The organism is Hymenobacter sediminis, from assembly GCF_003231285.1.
Lineage (GTDB): Bacteria > Bacteroidota > Bacteroidia > Cytophagales > Hymenobacteraceae > Hymenobacter > Hymenobacter sediminis.
On the sequence record NZ_QKNS01000001.1, the window covers coordinates 389,115 to 405,707 of the forward strand.

Genomic DNA, 16,593 nt, shown 5'->3' on the forward strand with positions numbered 1-16,593 from the left:
CTGTCAACCAATCCACGTCTGCATCCCCCAAATCCGAACAACCTGTGATGAATATTGGTCTTGTTACCTGTGAAAGCCTCGCGCAGTACGCTGCCCCCAACGTCGACGACGAGGACAGCCTGCTTACCCGCTACCTGCGTGAGCAGGGGCATACTGTGGAGCCCCGCGTCTGGACCAATCCGGCCGTAGACTGGCTGCGCTATGATGTAGTCGTGGTAAAGTCGCCTTGGGATTACTTCGACCGGGTAGGGGAATTCTATCAGTGGCTCGACCGGATGGAAAGTCTTGGAGTAAAGCTGCTGAACCCGGCTGCTACCGTACGCTGGAACGCCGACAAAAAGTACCTGCTCGATATGGAGCGGGCCGGTGTCCGCATTGTGCCTACCCACTGGCTGAGCCGTGGCCAAGCCGTTGAAACAGAGTCGTTGTTTGACGCGCTCGGCCACGATACGCTGGTAGTGAAGCCAGCTGTGAGCGGTGGAGCCAAAAACACGTTTGTGCTGACTCGGCAGGAGTCATCGGTGCGGCAGCCCCAACTGCAGGAGCTGCTGCGCGATGAGGATTTCCTGGTGCAGCCTTTCCAACCCCAGATTCAGGAAGAAGGCGAATGGTCGCTCATCTACTTCGGTGGCGAGTTCAGCCATTGCGTTCTGAAAACGCCCAAGTCCGGCGACTTCCGGGTGCAGCATTACCTCGGCGGCGGTATTGAACCCCGCGAGGCACCCGCTCACCTGCGCCGGGCCGCCGATGCCATTGTGCGGGAGTTTGCTGCCGACTGCCTCTACGCCCGCGTCGATGGACTGGACCAGAATGGCGAGTTCTTGCTGATGGAGCTGGAATTGATTGAGCCCTTCCTCTACCTGGCCTCCTCCGAGGGCTCCTTGCAGCGCTATAACGCCGCGCTGCGCCAATTAAGTAACGAAATAGCAAAGTAGCTGAACGGGCGAGGAGGCACTACGCCCTCCAGTTTCCTACCCCCTCCGGACCTAAGAAGCCCTTATCGTATCCATACGATAAGGGCTTCTTAGATTATCAGGCCTGTCCAAGGGACAGGGTTTGAGCTGCCTGCGCGTCGTTACTCTCTAGAAGCTATTCACTGAGAAGCCTCCATCGACGCTTAAGGTTTGGCCGGTGATGTAGCTGGCGGCGGGTAAGCAGAGGAAAGCCACGGCGGCAGCAACTTCCTCCGGCTCCCCGACGCGGCGCATGGGTGTGCGGCTGAGTACATCGTTCAGGTAAGTTTCGTTGCTGAGTACGCCAGCGGCCAGCGGCGTCTGAATGTACCAAGGTGCCACACAATTCACCCGAATGTTTAGGCCGGCCCATTCTACGGCCAGATTGCGCGTGAGCTGCACCAGTGCAGCCTTGGTCATGCCATACACTGCCCCGGTGCGCACGTGCGCCAGTCCGGCCACCGATGAGATATTTACAATGCTACCCCCGCCAGCGGCCGCAAGCCGGGGCTGCACCCCTCGGCTCAGCTCCCAGGCCGAGTCGAGATTGGTAGACAGAATGTGCCGGTATTCCTGCTCAGAGTACTCCAAAGTGGGCTTGCGGATGTTAGTGCCCACGTTATTAACGAGGATATGCAGCTGGGGCCACTGCTCGGCCACTGTTGCCAGCAACTGGTTTCGGCCTTCCGCGGTGCTGATGTCAGCTGCTAGCGCATGAGCATCGAGGCCCTGCTGCCGCCATTGCGCTACATGTTGCTCCAGGTCGGGGGCGGTGCGCGCTACGGCTACCACGGTTGCGCCTAGGGCAAGCAGCTCGGTAGCTACCGCCGCTCCTATGCCTTTTGAGGCCCCGGTGACCAGCGCTACCTGGCCAGTTAAGCTCCAGCGGTTAGATGAAGGAAAGGAATCTTGCATGAACGTGTTCTTAGGAATGTTTAAAATTTTATGATCGGCGTTTTCTCTTTTTAGGTCAGATTTGAAGCCGTTGGACATAAAACCTGCTGCTGTAATACTGTGAACGGTTTCAAATTTGGAATGTCAAATTTGGAATAATTTAAAGTTAAGGCCTGTAATAGGGTGGTGTTTTTATAAAAGGGGTGGTTGGTTAAAAAATATTTAATTTAGATGGAATCTTTTGTCGGCGATGATGGTAGCAGGGCCGGTACTCATTTAGTTCAATTTCAATTTTCACGACCAACCCACACGGTATGATCAACAAATACTCCGCGGCAACCTTACTGTTGCTTGGTGGCTTAACCTCCACTACTATCGCTCAGGACCTCTCGCGGGTGCAGAGCCGGGCCCTCAACGACAATGGTACGCCCTATCTCGTGCAGTTCCGCGCGGGCAAAGCGTACAAGTTTAGCGAAGCGGGCAAAGCGTTGCGCGAGCAGCTCCAGCTTTCCTCCGACGACCAGATGGTGCCCACCAAAACGGCTTCCGACAACCTGGGCTACGTGCACGAGAAGTATCAGCAGTTTTACAAAGGCATTCGGGTAGAGCACGCTGATTATACGGTACACGCCCGCCAAGGCGACGTAACCGGCATCAGCGGGCAGTTCGAGCGCCTGTTGGCCCTCAGCACTACCCCCTCCCTTAGTGCCGAAGCCGCCCTGGAGCGGGCCCTGGCTTTTGTGGGCGCTAAGAAGTACATGTGGGAAGATGCCCGCGAAGAAGCTGGCCTAAAGGCAGAGCTCAGCAATCCGGCTGCTACCTACAAGCCCCAGGGCGAGCTGGTAATTGTGCGCAACATGCGCTCTACTACCCCCCAGAAAGCTGGCAAGCCTACCCTGGCCTGGAAGTTTAATGTGTATGCTCAGCAGCCCTTGAGCCGCGCCTACATCTACGTTGATGCTACTTCTGGGGAAGTGGTACTGCAAGACGCTATTATTAAGCATGCTGCTGCCACTGCCACGTTTGCTACTGCTTACAGCGGCACCCGCACGCTGGCCAACGAATCGACTACTACGGGGCAGTACCGCCTGCGCGAGTACACCCGCGGCCTGGGCATCGAAACCTATAATGCCAAGAAGGGTAGCAGCTACACCGCCGCCGTTGACTTCACCGACGCCGACAACAACTGGACCGAGTACAACAACACTAACTTCGATAACGTAGCCGGCGACGCTCACTTCGGAGCCCAGTCAACGTACGACTACTGGAAGCTGGTGCATAACCGCAATTCCTACGACAACGCCGGCGCCAAAATCAAGAGCTACGTGCACTTCGACGACACGCCCGGCGACGGAGTAGGGTTTGAGAATGCCTACTGGAACGGCTCGGTAATGACCTACGGCGACGGCGCTACCCGCTTCCGCCCCCTAACCGCCCTCGATGTGTGCGCCCACGAAATTGGCCACGCAGTCTGCGAGAAAACGGCTAATCTCGTGTATCAAAACGAATCGGGGGCGCTCAATGAGGGCTTCTCCGATATCTGGGGTGCTGCCGTGGAGCAGTACACCACCGCTAAGCTGGGTCTGACTAAATCTACCTGGCTGATTGGCGAAGACATCGACAAGGTGCGGCCTGCCCTTCGCTCCATGAGCGACCCGAAATCCCAAGGCCAGCCTGATACCTACAAGGGCACCTACTGGAAAGCTACTACTACCTCGCCTACGCAGTCTAACGACTACGGCGGGGTGCATACTAACTCCGGGGTGCTCAACCACTGGTTCTATATCCTGGCAGTAGGGAAAAGCGGTACCAACGACATCGGCAGCGTCTATTCAGTAACCGGCATTGGCATGGATGACGCCGCCAAAATTGCCTACCGCGCCGAAAGTGTGTACCTCACCTCATCGGCTACCTACGCCAGCGCCCGCACCGCTACCATTCAGGCCGCTACTGACTTGTACGGTGCTGCTTCAACCCAGGTAACGGCGGTTACTGATGCTTGGTACGCTGTAGGGGTAGGCGCCGCTTCTGGTGGTACCCCCACGCCAACCCCCACCCCTACTCCCGTAACGTACTGCACTTCTAAGGGCAACAACGTAGCGTACGAGTGGATTGATTACGTGAAGCTGGGCACCATTGCTCGTACTTCGACGGCTGATGGGGGCTACTACAACGGCACGGCCACTTCTACTACGGTTGCTGCTGGCTCCTCGCAAACCATCAACTTCTCGGCGGGCTTTGCCTCCACGGCTTACACAGAGTACTGGAAGGTGTACATCGACTACAACCAGAATGGCGTCTTCACCGATGCCGGCGAACTGGTGATATCGGGTTCCTCGGCCAGCACCGGCACTCTCGCGGCTACTTTCACGGTACCCGCCACCGCTAAGTCGGGCAACACCCGGATGCGCGTGATTATGAGCGACGCCTCGGCCACAACGAGCTGCAACAACTACAGCTACGGCGAAACCGAAGATTACACCCTTACCATCACGGGCGGCACCTCGGCTTCCACAGTAGTGGCTTCGCTTACCGGCGGCAGCGCTACCCCGGAGGCAACCCTGAGCTCGGCGGTGGAGAAAGCCGTAGTGTTGTTCCCTAACCCGGCCGTTAATGAAATGCAGGTGGTACTGGCCAGCAAGGCTCCAGTGGTATCAGCTACGGTAACGGACCTGCGCGGCGCCCGCGTAGCCAATGCCCGTTTCGAAAACGGCACGCTCAACATCAGCGCCCTTGCCCAAGGCACCTATCTTCTGTCCATCAGCGACGGCCAGAAAACCTTCCACGAGCGTTTCGTGAAGCAATAAGGGTAGTAACTCTGGTACCTTAACCTCGCGAGCCCGCCATTTGGCGGGCTCGTTTGGTGTAGCGAGGTAATACACAACAGAAAAGCCTGGTTGAGAAACCAGGCTTTTCTGTTGTGTATGGGTAGCATATCATCTACGGGGCATGCCACTTAACAGTGAGGTGCTCCTTTAGATATGCAGGTCGTTAGCGGCGCCACGGAGCGTATTCCAGCTTCAGTTCCACCTGCCCGTAACCATCGTTGCGGTCAGAGGTTGAGCGGCCACCTGCCGGGCTGATGTCGTCGAGCTGATCAGTGCTGATGAAGGAGTAAGAGCCTTCAATAGAAGCGTTTAGCTTAGGTGTGAGACGCAAGGTAAGGCCCAGTCCGACTGGTGCCACCAAAGCCATGGCGGGGTAGTCGTTGCGCTCAGAGGGTAGGAAGGTGGTGTTATCGTCGGGGCGCAGGGTGCCGTTGTAGGCCTTGGGGCTATACAGCAGAAAGCCTACCCCTGCCTTTAGGTAAGGCTTGATTAGGGCTGCAGGTTTGCGCGGATCGGCAAAGGCGCCTTCATCACGCAGGGGCTCGAACCGGAAAAGCACTACCCCTGAGCCGGCCTTTGTCCGGAAGGCCAGGTTTCGCTCAGGCAGCTGGTCTTTGGCGCCCAGCTGCACGTAGGAAAACTCGCCGCCTACCAGCCAATGCGGCCTCACCTTGTACAACAGCCCCGCACTGAAGCTCGGCCCTACCAGCTGTTCGCTTAGCCCGCTGGTCAGGTCGCCGCTGTACAGGCCTACCCCTCCGCCTAAGGTGAGCCGCACCGGGCCACGGTAATAGGGGCGGGCGTTGCCATCGTAATGGCGGCGGCGGCGTTCGGGGCCGCCATCCTGGGCGGTAGCAAGCTGGGTGCTAGCCAGGGTCAGCAGCAAAGCGGGCAAAAGCGGGCGAATAATCACGCGGTCAGACGGTAAGTGAGCCCCCGGCATACGCGGGCCGATGGGTGGTCGTTGCGTAACGACCGGCAGCGCTGGTTTATTTGAATTTGCCCTGGGGGTCGGGTAGGTGGGCCAGCAGGTCAGACACCAGGCTGAAATCAACGGCGCTCATATCGGTACTCTGGGCTTTGTGCACCGCGGCCCAGGCCTGGTCGTATTTCTCCTGGTAGTAGTAGCCCCGGCCCAGTTGCTGCCACGCCACGGCATTGGTAGCGTCCTGCGTGGTGGCTTTCTCCAGCAACCCAATGCCGGTAGTCAGATCCTTCTTCTTTTTGCCTTGCTCGTAACGAATCAAGTAGCTGGTGCCCAGGTCGCTGAGCAGAAGCGTGTTGGTAGGAGCCAACGCCAGGCCCTGGGTCAGGAGGTTGATGGCTTGGTCGGGGGTAGGGTTGCGGCTGGCCACAATGCCCAGACCCCGGTAGGCATCCGCGTTCTTCGGGTCAAGAAGCCAGGCCAGGTTGAAGCGGTAGGCCGCGGTATCGGGCTGACTTTCTGATAGGTATTCGTAGCCTTTAGTGGTGAAAAAGCGGCTGGCTTCGGCCCGCGAGGCAAAGCTGCCTGCTACCTGGTTCAAGTAAGCAGAACCCACCAGCTGCTCGGCCTGAGCCGGGGCCAGCCCCCCAAACAGGGGCTGCAAACGCCGGGCGGCCAGGGTCATTTCCAGGTCCGAAGCTCCGGTTTTTCCTTTGCGTTGAGCCTGAGCGGGAGTAGCCCCCCAAAGAAGCAGCGCAGTAGCTGCCAATACAATCGTCGATTTCATAAATGCCTAACGAGCCGCGGCAAGCAATAAGTGCGCCGTCGGGAATAGCCAAAGATAAAACAAGCCAGGCAACCTCCACCGCCGTTGCGCGTTGGCTGAAGCACGCTGCTTCCTTCAATCCGGTGGCAACCCGGCCTCGTAGCTGCCTACCTGTTCTCCTCTGTATGCACACCTTATTATTCCGGGCGTTGCCCACGGCCCTGGCACTTCTGCTTCTGTTGATTGTAGCCACCGAGTATGCCTTGGCTCGCCCCAGCCGCCGCTCGGCCAACATTTCTTATGTGCCAGCTACTGACTCATCCTACCACCCTGAGCGACACCTACTGGATGTGTACGCGCCCAAGGCCGCTAGCCCAGCACTGCGGCCGGTGGTAGTGTTTATTCATGGCGGCAACTGGAACAGCGGCAACAAGAATTTTTACTCGTTCATTGGCCGGCGCTTGGCCAAACAAGGCGTGGTGGCGGTAGTCATCAACTACCGGCTTTCCCCGCAAGTGATGGTGCCCCAAATGGCCGACGACTGTACTCGGGCCGTTATCTGGACGGCAACTCACATTACAGAATACGGCGGCGACCCGGCGCGCATTTTTCTGATGGGTCACTCGGCCGGGGCTGGATTAGCAGCATTGCTCACCGCCGATAATCGGCTGTTTGAGCGCCGAGGAGTAGCGCAAAATCCTTGCAAAGGAGCTATTCTGGACGATCCGGCTGGTCTGGATATGTACGATTATCTGCAGAAGATGCAGTACCCCGGTGATGAACAGTACTTGGTGCCGTTTGGCCGGCAGCCGGCAGTGTGGCAAGAAGTATCGGCTTACCATCATGTTACGGCCCAAACACCACCTTTTCTTTTATTCGTGGGCGGAGAAACCTATCCGTCTATTGCGAGTAGCAGCGCCCAGTTTCGGCAGAAGCTCACGGCGTTGGGGCACCACCCTTACTACCAAGTACTACCCGGGAAGAAGCACGTTCCTATGGTATTACAGCTCTACTGGTCTGGCAATATTATTTACCAGGAGTTGCGGCGCTTTGTAGGGGTAGGCACCTGAGCAGCTTGCTCGTTAGCTGAACAGAGAGGTTTGCACAGCAGGCTGCTCGAAGGTCAGTAGCCACTGCTTGCGGTTGAGGCCACCGGCGTAGCCCGTCAGTTGCCCACCCGAGCCGATGATGCGGTGGCAGGGCCAGATGATTGTAAGGGGATTCTGTCCGTTGGCCGCTCCTACCGCCCGCACGGCGGCCGGGTTGCCCAGTTGCCGGGCCAGATCGAGGTAGGAAGCTGTACGCCCATAGGCCACGGAGGGCAGAGTAGCCCACACCCGCCGTTGAAACTCGGTGCCGCCAGTCACGTCCAGCAGCAAGTCGAACTCCCGCAACTCCCGCTGAAAGTAGGCCTGCAACTGGCGGTAGGCTTCGCGCAGGCAGTCCGGAACCTGACCCGGTAGGGTAGGGGCTACGGCTTCCTGCACGAACTGCACGGCCCGCAGTCCTGTATCAGAAGCTTGCAATTCCAGCACGCCTAAGGGCGTGGGCAGGTAGGCCGTTGTGTAGGTCATCGTAACAAAACAGAAAACTCAAAAATACACAGGCGAAGGGCGGTACCTACGCCGTAAAGCCCGATATTTGTAAACCTGTTCGGAAGCGAAAAGCACAGACTGGCAGTGAGATGGAGAGATAGTGCTGGAAAAGGCCTACCTTGTTGAAATAGCACAAACCCGGAAACGTCTAAAAATGCCCGGTCCGCGGGCCCGCTTCGCTTCCCTTCTGATCTGTTCATTCAAAGCCTCCATATTGTGCGATATCTACTAGCTTGTTCCGTTGCCTGGCTGGGCCTGTCCGGTGGTACCTCCGCTCACGCGGCGCTCCCACCCGCGCCAGTCCGGAACGAAGCGGCAGCCCGCCTGGCCGCAAAGCCCGTGCAGGGATTGGGCACCGGCCTCACGGCCTTCTACTTCACCAACGGCACGTTGGCAGGCGCCCCGGCCCTGCAGCGCCTCGATGCAGCCATTGACTTCCGCTGGGGTGCGGCCGCGCCGGCTCCGGGCGTGCCAGCCGATAACTTCTCGGTGCGTTGGGAAGGTCTGCTGGCAGCTCCGGCTACTGGCCGCTACCGCTTCGTGGCCGTTACCGGCGATGAGGTGCGGCTATGGGTAAACGGGAAAAAGGTGCTGGACACCTGGGACGGTAAGAAGAACACAGACCTGGACCCAAACGTGAGCTTGGCGGCTGGCGAGAAAACCACCATTCGCCTGGAGTATACCGACGGGGGCGGCGACGCGGGCATTCAGCTGCAGTGGGTACCGCCGGGCCAGGCGGCTCAGGTTATTCCAATGGGCAACCTCTATCCTCTAGGCTCGCCTACTACCCCCGATCCGGCCGGTGCCAAGCCGGCTCCGGTGGCTAAAGCCGCAGCTCCCAAGCCTGCAGCCCCGAAGGCAGCTCCGGTTGCGGCCGCTAAGCCGGCACCTGCCAAGCCAGCCCCTACCCCCGCTGCTCCGGCCAAAGCCAAGGCACCCGCTAAGCCCGCCCCGGCCGCTGTTGCTGCCAAACCCAAAACCGACGATAAAGCTGCCGCCAAGGCTGCTAAAGCCAAAGCCACTGCAGCTACCCCTGCTGCCCCGCTGGCTCCCGGCGTGTACACCCTGACGGTGCGCACCACTGGGGCTCCGCTGGAAGTTCCTGATGAAGGCCGCTATGCCAGCCGGGTGCTGGATCCTAACAGCAAGGCCAAGGCGCCCCAGTGGCGAATTGAGCCAGCTGGCGAAGGATTCTACCGTATTTCAGTGCAGGGAAGCAACAAGGTGCTGGAAGTGCTGGGCAGCTCTACCTCCAACGGGGCTCCCATGAGCCTCTGGAACTACTACAGCGGCAACAACCAGATCTGGCGTATTGAGGAAGTAGGTGACGGCTACTACAAGCTGTTGGCTAAGCACAGCCGCAAGGCACTTTCTGCCAGAGACTCTGCTGATGTTGCTGAAGGCGGCGGAGTAGAGCAGCGTCGTTACTCCGGCAAGGAAGCTCAGCAGTGGAAGTTAACGGCCGTGGCGCCTGCCGAGGCCCCGCCCGTAGCAGCCGCTATGAGCCTGCCGGGCGTGGGTACCAACAAAATGAGTGTGTATCCTAACCCTAGCAAAGGAGTGGTACAGATGTCCTATCAATTAGGGCAAGAGAAGCCGTTGGGGTGGGTGCTGTACAACCAGCGCGGTATTGCCGTGCGGGTGTCCGACTACCGCAAGCAAGCGGCCGGTCCGCACCACCAATCCCTGGATTTCAGCGACCTGCCCGCCGGCGACTACAACCTGAACCTGACCGTAGGCACCGAAACCACTAAACTGCCTCTCATGATTAGGCGTCCTTCGGAAGAAGGCTCGCAAGCCCAGGCCGCCAAATAAAGGTTTCGCCTGTAGGCTAGTGTTCTTACCTAATCCGGCCCGCTGTTTACCCTGTTTCATAGGGGTAGGCAGCGGGCCGGATTGTGTACTATCAGGAGTGAAAACCTGTTCTTCCTACCCCTTAAACTCCGACAGAACCCCCCAGAGGCGCTCGAACTCCGCGGCGTAGCGCTTTACTATGGCCGCGTCGGGGGTGATGAGCAGGTTTTCGAGGTTGTATTGGGCCGCCGAACGGGTCCAGTTGTAGCTGCCTGTTAGCACAAGTTGGCCATCGGCAATGGCAAATTTGTGGTGCATGTGATTGGTCGTGCAATCGGTGCGCACAGGAATGCCCGCAAAGTGTAGCTCCCGCACATCGGAGCCCCGGTCCAGTACTTTGTCATTGTCGGTGAGCAGGCGCAGGCGCACCCCGCGCTGGTGGGCCACCAGCAGCGCCGCCGAAAGCCGGTCATCGGCCACTGTGAATACGCACACATCCAGCGTGTGGCGGGCATTGTGGATAAAGCCACGGATGGCTGCCACGCATTCCTCGCCCGGGCTGAAATACACCTGTGCCTCCGCATGAGAAGGTACGGCCTGAGCGGTACCAGCCTCCGGGAGCAGGATGCTGGCCGCCTCTAGCCACTCCACCACAGCTTTGTCCTGGAAGGTATTAAACCGGTCTTTCGCCAGCATGAACACCTCGTGGCGCAGTTGGTCCACATCGCCCCCCTGCTGGGCAAAAGCGGTTAGCTGGTGGCGCAGCTGCTGGGCTTCTGTTGAAGAAAGGGTGACATCGGTAAAGGCCTGACGAAACTGCCGGAGCAGATCGGGGGCAGAAACACTAGAAGATGATAGCGGCATCAGGAAATAGGGATTAGCTCGGCCTGCTGGGGTAGCACCTTGGCCACTTGGCGCTGGGCCTTTGTCAACGCCTCGGCCGAGGGCTCATGCAGCACGCGGGTAAGGCCCGGTGCGGGTTGGGTCAGGTCGGCATCCCAAAGACCGGCACGATGCCAGGGGGTAAGGTGGTCCCAGTCGGGCCGGTCGATGATGGGGTAGAGGCACACACCCAGCAGTGGCACTCCTGCCTTCAGGGCCCGCGCCGATTCGCGTGCTATCATGCGCAGCCACTGGGGGCGGTCTTGGCCCGGGTGGCTGGTTTCAGTAAGCACCACGGGGCGGCCGTAGCGGCGATGCGCTTGCTTCAGCAAGTGGCTTAGGGAGCGGAAGCGTGGGTCGTTGTGCTCGTTGGCCCAGGGTAGGGTTTGGTGTGGGTCCAACTGCCACTGGTTGTCATAGTAAAAATTGAAGCCCAGCAAATCCAGGTACTCAGGTCGGCCACCCAGTTCCGGGCACAAGTGCCCAGCCAGCATATCCACGCTCTGAAACTGGTTGTTATGAAACTCACGGGCCCGGCGTACTTCTCCGGCGTTGGCTCCAGGACGGGGCACAATGTTAATCAACGGCTCAGTGGTCAGGATGCGGATGCTGGGGTCGGCTTCGCGCAGGGCCGCCACCCCTTCAATGTAGGCCCGCATCAGACCGCGCTTCACTTCCCAGCCCTGGCCCACGCAGTACGGCGAGGTACCGCGCACATCGCCTCCCAGCCAGCTCATAAAGCTGACCTCATTGATAGGCGTGACGATCAGCACATCATCAGGGCGCTGACTGCGGTAAAACTCCACGAAGGCCCGGCACAGGTGCGTGAAGCGGCGCGCGAACATAGGGTGCAGGGGCGTTAGGTCGTCGGGGTAGCCGAAATGGCACAGGTCCCAGATCTGCTGAATACCGTAGCGGCGCCCCGCATCCAGCAGCACCTGCACCGTGCTCCAGTCGTAATGGTAGGGCGTGCGCTCTACCTGGCTCCAGCGAATCCCTTCGCGCACGGTGCTCATGTTAAAGGATTGCACTGCCTGGTAGTCGTCGTCGAGAAGCTGCAGGTGGCCCGTAAGGGTCAGAAAATCTACGCGGTTGCCAAAGGCATTTTGCTGGTCGGTGCACTCGAAACCAGCCATCCAGAATGATTGAAAAGGAGAGGGAGCGGAAAGGTCTTTGCGCATAGTGCAGGAAGGTCGGGAAACATAAAGGCGCCAGGTAAGAACTGCCCGGCGCGTAAATAAAGTTAAATCTGGGGCGAAACAGGAGCCGGCCCCGAGGCCTGGCGCTGCTTACCCGATAGGCCTTTGGCCTCAATAAAGATGCGCTTAAACTCCGGAAACTTAGCCCGGATGGCATCCTGAAGCTCGTCTACGGTTTTCTCCACTTCGTTGGCCGATAAGTGGTCGTGAAACTCCACATCCAGGGCCAGCACTACATCCTGAGGGCCCATGTACATGGTAATGGGGCGGCGCACCTGCTCCACCCCGCGCTGCTGCCGGGCCAGTACTTCAAGAGCATCAAGGGTTTCATCGTCTACCCCCTCACCTACCAGCAAACCCTTGGTTTTATAAATCAAGAAGATGGCTACCGATACCAGCAGCAAGCCAATGCAGATGGAGGCTCCGCCATCGAAGTAAGGGTTGTTGAACATGTGCCCGAAGTACACGCCGGCCAGGGCAATAACGAGGCCTAGCAGGGCGGCCAAGTCTTCCATCATAATGGCGAATACTGAGGGGTCTTTGCTGCGGCGGAGGGTAGCCCAGAAACCTGCGTCGCCGCGACTCTTGTTGAACTCCCGGAAAGCCAGAAAAAAGGAAATGCCCTCAAACAGCATCGAAAGCCCCAGCACCCAGTAGTTCCAGGTGGCATCGGTGATAGGGGCCGGGTTTTTCAGGTGCTCTACCCCCTCGTAGAACGACATGCCGCCGCCCACCGAAAACACCAGAATGGCCACAATCAGGGACCAGAAATACAGCTCCTTGCTTCGCCCGAAGGGGTAGCGAGCATCGGCGGGCTTTTCGGCTTGGTGCACCCCAAACAAAATCAGCAGACCGTTGCCGCTGTCTACCAAGGAGTGAATCCCCTCCGAAAGCATGGCCGAGCTACCCGTGAAGAAAGCTGCCACAAATTTGCTGATGGCAATGGCGACGTTGGCCCCAATAGCGCCGTAGATGGCAATTTTAGAAGAGCTTCCGGCCATACAGTTCAACGGTTAAACCCTGGTGGTACGCACCGGGGTAGGGTGGGGTTGGAACGACCGGCTGAACAATCTGCCCTGATCTGGCTTTTACGCCTCTATGACCCCAACTACTACCCCTACTGCTCCCCTCAAACGTCGCCTGGGCCTGGTGCAAGCCACAGCTCTCAACATGATTGACATGGTGGGCATTGGGCCCTTCGTGACCTTGCCGCTGGTGATGGGGTTTATGGGGCCAAACTTTCTGCTGGCCTGGGTGGTAGGCGCGGCCCTGAGTTTGGTAGATGGCCTGATCTGGAGCGAGCTAGGCGCAGCCTACCCCGAGGCCGGCGGCTCGTACCGCTTCCTGAAGCTGGCCTACGGCGAGCAGAAGTGGGGCCGGCTGATGTCGTTTCTGTACGTGTGGCAAACGCTGGTGCAGGCTCCGCTGGTAGTAGCCTCCGGAGCCATTGGCTTCGCGCAGTATTTTGGCTACCTGGTGCCCCTCACGGAGTGGTGGCAACCCAAGCTGGTGTCCGGCACGGTGGTTTTGCTGCTGCTGGCCCTGCTCTACCGCAAAATCGAGGACATCGGGCGGCTTGGAGTCTTGCTGTGGCTAGGTGTGCTGGGCCTGATGGGCTGGCTGATTCTGGGCGGTGTGACCCACGCCACGCATCCGGTGGCTTGGCTGCCTGCCGGAGGGGTAGGAGCCTTGCCCGGCGTACTGCTGTCGGCAGCAATGGGGCAGGCTACTGTTAAGACCATCTATAGCTACCTGGGCTACTACAATGTGTGCCATCTGGGCGGCGAGGTGCAGGCGCCTCACAAAATCATTCCGCGCAGCATTTTCCTGAGCATTCTGGGCATCATGGCCCTCTACCTGCTGCTTAACTGGAGCGTGGGCTCTGTTATTCCGTGGGCCGAAGCCAGCCGCTCCGAGTTTATCGTTAGCACCTTTGTGGAGCGAATTTACGGTGCAACGGCGGCCAAAGCGGCCACGGCCCTGGTGCTCTGGGTAGCCTTTGCCTCCTTGTTTGCCGTGCTGCTGGGCTACTCGCGCATCCCCTACGCGGCCGCCGCTGATGGGGAGTTCCTGCCCGTTTTTGCCCGCACGCACCCTACCAAGCACTTCCCGCATGTATCGTTACTGCTGCTGGGTGGGGTAGGGTTTGTGTTCAGCTTGCTCTTTAAGCTCGGCGAAGTCATCAGCGCCATTCTGGCCATGCGCATTCTGGTGCAGTTCGTGGGCCAGGCCGTGGGGCTGGTGCTGCTGCGCCGCCGGCGCGGTACCCAGGGCCTGCCGTTCCGGATGCCGCTCTACCCCCTGCCCGTGGTAGTAGCGGTAGCCGTGTGGCTTTGGGTGTTTTTCAGCATTCAGGATGGGGTCAAACTCAGCCTTTCCGAAACCGTGACGCTGTTTTTGCCTTTCCAAGTAGGAGCTCTGCTGATGATGGTGTTGGGGGTAGGCGTATTCTTGCTCTGGAGCCACCGCCTGAAGCGCTGGCCATTTGAAAAGTAAATGGTCCCAAAACAGCGTGCACCGGCGCTACTTCGGGGAGCTTACCGAATCAGGATGGTGCCGGGCGGATACTCTACGGGCTTGGCCTTGGTAAGCGCAATGGTAATAACGGCCTCGGGCACTGCGGGAGTAGCCGGCGTAACGTGTACTTGCGCAATGGCCGCCGGCATAATGCGCAGAGCCGCAACCTGCTCGGCGCTGAGCGGCCGCCCGTCAATAGTTACCTGAAATGGTCCGCTCACGCCCTGCTGGCGGCTTAGCTGTGCGAATGATTGGCTGTGAATCTGCTTTTTGTAGTCGATGGCTACAATGCCCGTCAAAGCTAACCCTGCCAAGCGTGGGGGTACAGTGTCGCGCTTATAAATATGAATGTTCGCTATATCAGCAGGAGTAAGCTGGGGTAGAAATCCGCTGCTCCCAATGCTATTTGAGTTCAGCAGATACAGCGGCTCGGCTACCGCATATCCGGGGCTACTACCCGCAACGGGATGCTGCCCGTAGCCCCGGAAGGCGGCTGCGGTCAGTCCTGTGAGAAGTAGGAGGCGTACTAGATGCTTGTTCATATCATTCATGGTAGATAGACACGGCCTAATACTATAGCTAACAGCCCTATCCGCCCGGCTGGATTCCAGTGCTAGGCGGGCGGCATTACCCCAGCCGCTTCTCGTAGCAGAAAAACCGCAGCCCCGGCCGGAACGCCAGCGTGATTTCGCCGGCGTAGCGGTAGCCCAGCTTCGGGAATAGCCGCTGAGTGGCCTGGTTTTCGGAGTTGGTATCCACGCGCAATATGCGCAGGCCCTGCTCACGGGCCAAGTGCTCGGCCTGCTCCAGCAGTGCCTGGGCCAAGCCGTGGCCCTGAGCGGCCGGGTCCACGGCCAGCCGGTGGGTTACCAGGGCCGGCTCCGCGAAGTCCCAGTCGGCCTGGGCGTACTCGGCGTCTTGGTCGTTGTGTGTGAGGGCCGCCACGGCCGCTACCGCGCCATCCAGTTCCGCTACCCACAAATGGCCCTTGGCTATATCCTGCTGAAACACTTCTTCATTCGGATAATCGAGGCTCCATTGTTGGTTGCCGCTGGCCTGCATCAGGGGCACTACCCGTCGAATAAGGGCCAGAATAGCGGGAACATCGGAAGGGGTAGCAAGGCGCAGCAGGGTTGCCATATAGAAGAGGTTTGAGTCGGAAAACTCCACAAAAAAAGCGGAACCAGCCGAGGCCGATCCCGCTTTTCTGAGACAATTCGGCAATTAACCCCGGCGCAACACCTCGGCGGCTTCCTTGGCGAAGTACGTCAGAATGGCGTCGGCGCCGGCCCGCTTGATGCTGGTCAGCACTTCCATCATGGTTTTCTCGCCATCAAGCCAGCCCTGCTGAGCGGCGGCCTTCACCATGGCGTACTCACCCGACACGTTATAGGCCGTTACTGGCAGCTGGGTGTTGTCGCGCACTTCCCGAATGACGTCGAGGTAGCTCAGGGCGGGCTTAATCATGACCATATCAGCGCCTTCTTGCTCATCGAGAGCCAGTTCCAGCAAGGCTTCGCGACGGTTGGCGTAGTTCATCTGATAGGTTTTCTTGTCGCCTTTCTTCGGGGCAGAGTCCAGCGCATCGCGGAAGGGGCCGTAGAAGGCCGAAGCATACTTGGCCGTGTAGCTCATGATGCTCACGCCCGAGAAGCCATTGCTATCCAGCACCTCCCGAATCCAGGCCACGCGGCCGTCCATCATATCAGAAGGCCCGATGATGTCGGCGCCGGCGCGGGCCTGGGCCAGGGCCATCTGGCCCAGTACTTCCAAAGACGCATCGTTAAGAATCTCGCCCGAATCGGGGTCTACAATGCCGTCGTGCCCGTCGCTGGAGTAGGGGTCCATGGCCACGTCGGTCATCAGAACCACCTCCGGAAACTGCCGCTTAATGTCGGCCACCGTCTTAAGGTAGAGCCCTTCCATGTTGGCCGACTCGCGCGCCAGCCGGTCTTTCAGCACCTCATTCACCTGCGGGAAAGGCGCGAAGCTCTTGATACCCAACTCCACGCAACGTCCGATTTCATCGATAACCCGGTCAGCCGAAAACCGATGGATACCCGGCATCGACTTAATCTCAACCTGTTGATTCTGGCCTTCGGTGATAAAAATCGGGTAGATAAAATCGTGAGTGGTGAGGCGGGTTTCCTGCACCATGTCGCGGATAACCTGTGACTTACGGTTGCGGCGCGGGCGGTGCGTGGGCAGAATAGGCATGGATTGCTTTCAGTTGGTAAGAC

The 16,593-nt window shown here is 59.0% G+C and carries 15 protein-coding genes; 5 read left to right on the top strand and 10 right to left on the bottom strand.

Annotated features, from left to right (window positions below):
• Positions 1-47: 47 nt before the first annotated feature.
• A complete protein-coding gene (locus DNI29_RS01595; RefSeq protein WP_110976318.1) occupies positions 48-935 on the top strand; it encodes an ATP-grasp domain-containing protein in 888 nt (295 codons plus the stop codon).
• A gap of 147 nt (positions 936-1,082) precedes the next feature.
• Here the strand turns inward: DNI29_RS01595 and DNI29_RS01600 are convergent, their stop codons facing one another.
• Positions 1,083-1,868 carry an SDR family oxidoreductase gene (locus tag DNI29_RS01600; protein ID WP_110977259.1) on the bottom strand — a complete coding sequence of 262 codons (786 nt, stop codon included), beginning with the start codon at positions 1,866-1,868 and terminating at the stop codon, positions 1,083-1,085.
• Between the two features lie 293 nt (positions 1,869-2,161).
• Here DNI29_RS01600 and DNI29_RS01605 point away from each other — a divergent pair, with 293 nt between their 5' ends.
• Complete coding sequence (locus DNI29_RS01605; protein WP_110976319.1) at positions 2,162-4,654, top strand: M4 family metallopeptidase; 2,493 nt, start codon at positions 2,162-2,164, stop codon at positions 4,652-4,654.
• A gap of 184 nt (positions 4,655-4,838) precedes the next feature.
• Here DNI29_RS01605 and DNI29_RS01610 read toward each other — a convergent pair whose 3' ends face one another.
• Together DNI29_RS01610 and DNI29_RS01615 are read right to left on the bottom strand one after the other, a co-directional pair.
• Positions 4,839-5,588: a hypothetical protein gene (locus tag DNI29_RS01610; protein WP_110976320.1), complete on the bottom strand. Its 750-nt coding sequence runs from the start codon at positions 5,586-5,588 to the stop codon at positions 4,839-4,841.
• 76 nt (positions 5,589-5,664) lie between these two features.
• Positions 5,665-6,387 (bottom strand): tetratricopeptide repeat protein, encoded by a 723-nt coding sequence (locus DNI29_RS01615; protein WP_110976321.1) that lies wholly within the window; start codon positions 6,385-6,387, stop codon positions 5,665-5,667.
• Positions 6,388-6,551: 164 nt separating this feature from the next.
• On the opposite strand from DNI29_RS01615, the gene DNI29_RS01620 reads away from it, so the two are divergent.
• On the top strand, positions 6,552-7,436 hold the full coding sequence (locus tag DNI29_RS01620; RefSeq protein WP_110976322.1) for an alpha/beta hydrolase: 885 nt from the start codon (positions 6,552-6,554) through the stop codon (positions 7,434-7,436).
• Between the two features lie 12 nt (positions 7,437-7,448).
• Here the strand turns inward: DNI29_RS01620 and DNI29_RS01625 are convergent, their stop codons facing one another.
• Positions 7,449-7,940 (bottom strand): methylated-DNA--[protein]-cysteine S-methyltransferase, encoded by a 492-nt coding sequence (locus DNI29_RS01625; protein ID WP_110976323.1) that lies wholly within the window; start codon positions 7,938-7,940, stop codon positions 7,449-7,451.
• A gap of 237 nt (positions 7,941-8,177) precedes the next feature.
• On the opposite strand from DNI29_RS01625, the gene DNI29_RS01630 reads away from it, so the two are divergent.
• Positions 8,178-9,776: a PA14 domain-containing protein gene (locus DNI29_RS01630; RefSeq protein WP_110976324.1), complete on the top strand. Its 1,599-nt coding sequence runs from the start codon at positions 8,178-8,180 to the stop codon at positions 9,774-9,776.
• 114 nt (positions 9,777-9,890) lie between these two features.
• Here the strand turns inward: DNI29_RS01630 and DNI29_RS01635 are convergent, their stop codons facing one another.
• The 3 genes from DNI29_RS01635 to DNI29_RS01645 form a co-directional block, all read right to left on the bottom strand.
• Positions 9,891-10,619, bottom strand: coding sequence for a phospholipase D-like domain-containing protein (locus DNI29_RS01635; RefSeq protein ID WP_110976325.1), 729 nt, complete (start codon positions 10,617-10,619; stop codon positions 9,891-9,893).
• Entirely contained in the window at positions 10,619-11,818 is a 1,200-nt protein-coding gene (locus DNI29_RS01640; protein ID WP_110976326.1) for a glycoside hydrolase family 1 protein, read from the bottom strand. Before DNI29_RS01640 ends, DNI29_RS01635 begins: the two co-directional genes overlap by 1 nt.
• A 62-nt stretch (positions 11,819-11,880) precedes the next feature.
• A complete protein-coding gene (locus tag DNI29_RS01645) occupies positions 11,881-12,837 on the bottom strand; it encodes a cation diffusion facilitator family transporter (protein WP_110976327.1) in 957 nt (318 codons plus the stop codon).
• 97 nt (positions 12,838-12,934) lie between these two features.
• Between DNI29_RS01645 and DNI29_RS01650 the strand changes: the two genes are divergently transcribed.
• Positions 12,935-14,332 (top strand): APC family permease, encoded by a 1,398-nt coding sequence (locus DNI29_RS01650; protein ID WP_110976328.1) that lies wholly within the window; start codon positions 12,935-12,937, stop codon positions 14,330-14,332.
• A gap of 41 nt (positions 14,333-14,373) precedes the next feature.
• On the opposite strand, the gene DNI29_RS01655 is transcribed toward DNI29_RS01650, so the two are convergent.
• The 3 genes from DNI29_RS01655 to hemB all read right to left on the bottom strand — a co-directional run bounded on the left by DNI29_RS01655 (position 14,374) and on the right by hemB (position 16,570).
• Positions 14,374-14,895, bottom strand: a complete 522-nt coding sequence (locus tag DNI29_RS01655; protein WP_123823026.1) for a hypothetical protein — start codon at positions 14,893-14,895, stop codon at positions 14,374-14,376.
• Positions 14,896-14,980: 85 nt separating this feature from the next.
• The gene (locus tag DNI29_RS01660) at positions 14,981-15,493 is read right to left on the bottom strand and encodes a GNAT family N-acetyltransferase (protein WP_110976330.1); all 513 of its coding nucleotides are present in this window, start codon (positions 15,491-15,493) and stop codon (positions 14,981-14,983) included.
• A gap of 84 nt (positions 15,494-15,577) precedes the next feature.
• Positions 15,578-16,570 (bottom strand): porphobilinogen synthase, encoded by a 993-nt coding sequence (gene hemB, locus DNI29_RS01665; protein WP_202910356.1) that lies wholly within the window; start codon positions 16,568-16,570, stop codon positions 15,578-15,580.
• Positions 16,571-16,593: the final 23 nt, after the last annotated feature.